5 protein-coding genes are annotated in these 4,010 nt (G+C 40.3%); all 5 read left to right on the forward strand.

The annotated features are described in order from the left end of the window. The first annotated feature begins 111 nt into the window (after positions 1-111). The 5 genes from CK510_RS27395 (at position 112) to tsaE (ending at position 3,865) form a co-directional block, all read left to right on the forward strand. Positions 112-981 carry a phycobilisome linker polypeptide gene (locus tag CK510_RS27395; RefSeq protein ID WP_095724664.1) on the forward strand — a complete coding sequence of 290 codons (870 nt, stop codon included), beginning with the start codon at positions 112-114 and terminating at the stop codon, positions 979-981. A gap of 197 nt (positions 982-1,178) precedes the next feature. Then, positions 1,179-1,451, forward strand: coding sequence for a rod-capping linker protein CpcD (cpcD, locus tag CK510_RS27400; RefSeq protein WP_095724665.1), 273 nt, complete (start codon positions 1,179-1,181; stop codon positions 1,449-1,451). Next, positions 1,438-2,289: a C-phycocyanin alpha-cysteine-84 phycocyanobilin lyase subunit CpcE gene (gene cpcE, locus CK510_RS27405; protein WP_095724666.1), complete on the forward strand. Its 852-nt coding sequence runs from the start codon at positions 1,438-1,440 to the stop codon at positions 2,287-2,289. Before cpcD ends, cpcE begins: the two co-directional genes overlap by 14 nt. Positions 2,290-2,650: 361 nt before the next feature. After that, positions 2,651-3,370, forward strand: a complete 720-nt coding sequence (cpcF, locus tag CK510_RS27410; RefSeq protein ID WP_095724667.1) for a C-phycocyanin alpha-cysteine-84 phycocyanobilin lyase subunit CpcF — start codon at positions 2,651-2,653, stop codon at positions 3,368-3,370. Between the two features lie 15 nt (positions 3,371-3,385). Beyond that, positions 3,386-3,865 (forward strand): tRNA (adenosine(37)-N6)-threonylcarbamoyltransferase complex ATPase subunit type 1 TsaE, encoded by a 480-nt coding sequence (tsaE, locus tag CK510_RS27415; protein WP_095724668.1) that lies wholly within the window; start codon positions 3,386-3,388, stop codon positions 3,863-3,865. The last annotated feature ends 145 nt before the right edge of the window (positions 3,866-4,010 follow it).

Raw genomic sequence — 4,010 nt, forward strand, 5'->3', positions numbered from 1 at the left:
TTTTAATTTCCAAGTTTTAACTTAATAAATCTTAACTCCTAATTCCTAATTCCTAACTCCTAACTTTTAACTTAATAACTCCTCGTTATTTTTTAAGGAGAATCAAAATACATGGCAATAACAACCGCAGCATCACGTCTTGGAACTGAGGCTTTTGCTAATTCATCTCCAGTCGAACTACGAAATCGTGCAACAAAAGAAGAAATATCAATAGTTATTTCGGCTGTTTATCGTCAGATTTTGGGTAACGACTATTTGATGAAGTCGGAGCGTCTTATTAGTGCTGAATCGCTTCTAAGAGACGGTAAAATTACAGTACGGGATTTCGTTGGTCAAGTTGCAAAATCGGAACTTTACAAAAACAAATTCTTTTACAACAGCTTCCAAACTCGCGTTATCGAACTCAATTACAAGCACTTATTAGGACGGGCACCTTACGATGAGTCAGAGGTAGTTTTTCACCTCGACTTATATCAAGAAAAAGGTTACGACGCTGATATTGATTCGTACATTGATTCCTCAGAATACGAAGAAAACTTTGGCGAAAATATCGTTCCTTACTATCGCGGATTCAAAACCCAAACTGGACAAAAAACCGTTGGATTTAGCCGCATGTTCCAACTTTATCGCGGTTATGCAAATAGCGATCGCGCCCAACTAAGAGGCACAACTTCCCACCTCGCTGGTGAACTTGGACGCAACAGCGCATCTACCGTAGTTGCACCATCAGGTACTGGTGAAGGTTTTACCTACGTTGCTCCTCAAAGAGGTGTTACCCCCAACAGTGCTTTTGGTGGTGGAGGTACTTTCGGTAAAGCAGGTAGACTTTTCCGTGTTGAAGCCTCTAAGGTATTCGGTGCAGGCTATCCCAGCACGAGAAGAGTTAACCAAGCAGTAGTAATTCCTTACGAACAACTATCATCTTACATGCAGAGAGTGCAAAAACAAGGTGGTAAAATCGCGAGTATTACTCCGCTTTAGTTGATGGGTAGTGGTTAATGGTTAATAGTTAATAGTTGATAGTTGATAGTTGATAGATAAAATCTTTCTCCATTAAAATTTAGGCAGAAAGTTGATTTGATTCTAAACTCCCAATTATTAATCAACAATTATCAGTCATTAATCACTAACCACTAAATAATTAATCAATAATAATTAACGAAGATTAAATTGAAACTATGCTAGGTCAAATTGCCAACAACGCCGCATCTACTAGTCGCTATTTCCGCTATGAAGTTATCGGATTGCGTCAAAACGAAGAAAACGATAAGTCAGATTATCAACTTCGTTCCAGTGCTAGTACCTTTGTCAACGTTCCTTACAACCGAATGAATGCAGAAATGCAACGAATTACCCGTATGGGTGGGAAAATAGTGGGAATTGAGCCTTTACACACAGAGGCTAAATCGGGTGATAACGGAGAAAATCCTTTTACTAATGAATTTGAGTAGTCCAGAAAATTTTGAATCTTTACCACCAACAGATGTGTCTGTTGGTGGTGAATCTTTGACAGTAGATAAAGCGATCGCAAATTTGGCAGGTGCTGATTTAGGGTTGCGATTTTATGCAGCTTGGTGGTTAGGTCGATTTCGAGTCAACGAACCCCAAGCAGTAACAGCACTGATCGAAGCACTTACTGACGAAGATGATAGAACCCCTGAAGGGGGTTATCCTTTAAGACGTAATGCCGCACGGGCACTTGGTAAATTAGATGATACAAGTGCGGTTCCTGGATTAATTGCAAGCTTAGAATCCACTGACTATTATTTGCGTGAAGCAGCTGCGGAATCCTTGGGAACCTTAGGTGATGTCAGGGCAATTCCACCGTTAAATATTTTACTTTTAACAGAACTCAATGGCGAACTCATTCCCCAGGAAGGTGAGCGTAAACAGCCATATGACGCAATTTTAGAAGCTCTGGGGAACTTAGGAGCGAAAGAATCAGTACCGTATATTCAACCATTTTTACAGCATTCCATCGAACTAGTACAATACTCAGCAGCAAGGGCAATGTACCAACTTACCCAAGAAGCAATATACGGTGAAAGGTTGGTAAAAGCATTAGCAGGGGATAATTTACAGTTGCGACGGGCAGCATTGGGAGACTTGGGAGCTATCGGTTATTTACCAGCAGCAGATGCGATCGCACAAACCCTGGCAGAGAACAGCTTGAAAATAATTTCCTTGAGAGGATTGTTAAAACACGAGGTAGGGCAGATGACACCCCCCACCCCCGCTTTGTCAGACAATGCTATAAAAGTCATGAAATTAATGGATTCGTTGCTTTAGAAAATTAGAAATTCTGTATTAGTTAGGAGTTAAAGGTCATAAGTTGAAATTTATAAGTCAATACGGTTCAGTTAAGGCTAATAATTCAATATTTTAAACCGCCAAGACGCAGAGAACGCCTTAGACGCGGAGCGACTACCTTTGGAAGTCACTTCGTGCCTACCCGAAGGGTAGGAAGAGAAGGAAAAATGCTGAACTGAACTGTATTGATTTATAAGTTGGAATTTATGAGTTGTAAGTTAAAGTTCAATAATAGAATCTTTGATTCATAATCAAAATTAAGATAAAAAAATTAAGTCAATACTCCTAACTCCTAATTCCTAACTCCTAACTTCATCTATAGCTCCTCACAAAAAAAATTATGACTAATAATAGTGTTGCCCAACAATTGATTCGTGCTGTCGAGGAAGCTGATTCGTCGATCAAATTACTTGAAGCTGTACAAAATTTAGCCGCAGTTGGTTTAGAAGAAACTGTACCAACCTTAGTAGCAGCTTTGGGATATAACAATCCTGGTGCTGCGGTAGCTGCGGTTGATGGATTGATACAGATTGGTGAACCAGCAGTTCAACCGTTATTAGAACTAATTGATAATTTTAATTATGGAGCAAGAGCTTGGGCAGTACGGGCATTGGCTGGAATTGGTGATCCTCGCGGAATCGATACCTTGCTGGATGCGGCTAAAAACGACTTTGCCCTCAGTGTACGTAGGGCAGCAGCGAGGGGTTTAGGCACTGTACGCTGGCAAGAATTAACCCCAGAAGCAGCGCAAATTTCCCAACAACAGGCATTAGAAGTATTAATGCAGGTTTGCCAAGATTCAGAATGGGTAGTGCGTTATGCTGCTGTGACTGGCTTAGAAGCGCTGGCAGTAGCGGTTAATAGTAGACAAAGTACCCTAATTAATTCAGCGATTGGGCAGTTAGAGCAGATGGCAAACATGGATGGAGAAGTAGCAATTCGTGCCCGTGCATGGATGGCTTTACATCAGTTACAGGTTGAAGTTGGGGATAATAAAACTTTAAAATCAAATATGGAAGAGGTAGAACTACCAAATCGGGGTAGTGGTAGAAGGGTTTGATTATTACGCAAAAAAATGAAACTTGTTCTTGCAGATGCGATCGCAACCCAATCACTCGGCTTTAAATTCGGTGAGTTATTGCCTGCTGGGAGTGTAATTTTACTCTCAGGTGATTTAGGTGCGGGAAAAACTACTTTTGTTCAGGGAATTGGTGCAGGATTAGGAATTAATGATGCGATCGTTAGTCCGACTTTTACTTTGATTAATGAATATACTGAAGGTCGTATTCCACTTTACCATCTCGATTTATACCGTTTGCAAGGGAATGAAGTCTCTGAACTCAATTTAGATAGCTATTGGGAAGGGTTGGAGGTGAAACCGGGTATTGTTGCCATTGAATGGGCAGAAAGAATGCCTTATAAACCGGATAGTTATTTAGAAGTGGGATTAATGTATGCAAATAATAGTGGGAATGATGGCGAAATTCGCGAAGTTGAAATCATTCCTGTTAATTTTATTGATATTCCTGACTTCTTCAACAAGTTGGCGAGATGAGTTGTCATTATATACTAAAAACGCCCTAGAAACTGAGATTATTAAGGGAAGGCAGAGGGCAGAAGGAAATAGAAGAAATAAAGAAGGGAAAATAAAAATCTAGTTCCCTCCCCTTGTAAAGGGGAGGGTTAGGGTGGGGTAATTA

Origin of the sequence: Brunnivagina elsteri CCALA 953 (genome assembly GCF_002289455.1) — a bacterium.
GTDB classification, from domain to species: Bacteria; Cyanobacteriota; Cyanobacteriia; order Cyanobacteriales; family Nostocaceae; genus Brunnivagina; species Brunnivagina elsteri.

Bases quoted from the DNA above. Each gene is read 5' to 3' on its own strand.
- CK510_RS27395 (WP_095724664.1), top strand. From the start codon at position 112: ATGGCAATAACAACCGCAGCATCACGTCTTGGAACTGAGGCTTTTGCT.
- cpcD (WP_095724665.1), top strand. From the start codon at position 1,179: ATGCTAGGTCAAATTGCCAACAACGCCGCATCTACTAGTCGCTATTTC.
- cpcE (WP_095724666.1), top strand. From the start codon at position 1,438: ATGAATTTGAGTAGTCCAGAAAATTTTGAATCTTTACCACCAACAGAT.
- cpcF (WP_095724667.1), top strand. From the start codon at position 2,651: ATGACTAATAATAGTGTTGCCCAACAATTGATTCGTGCTGTCGAGGAA.
- tsaE (WP_095724668.1), top strand. From the start codon at position 3,386: ATGAAACTTGTTCTTGCAGATGCGATCGCAACCCAATCACTCGGCTTT.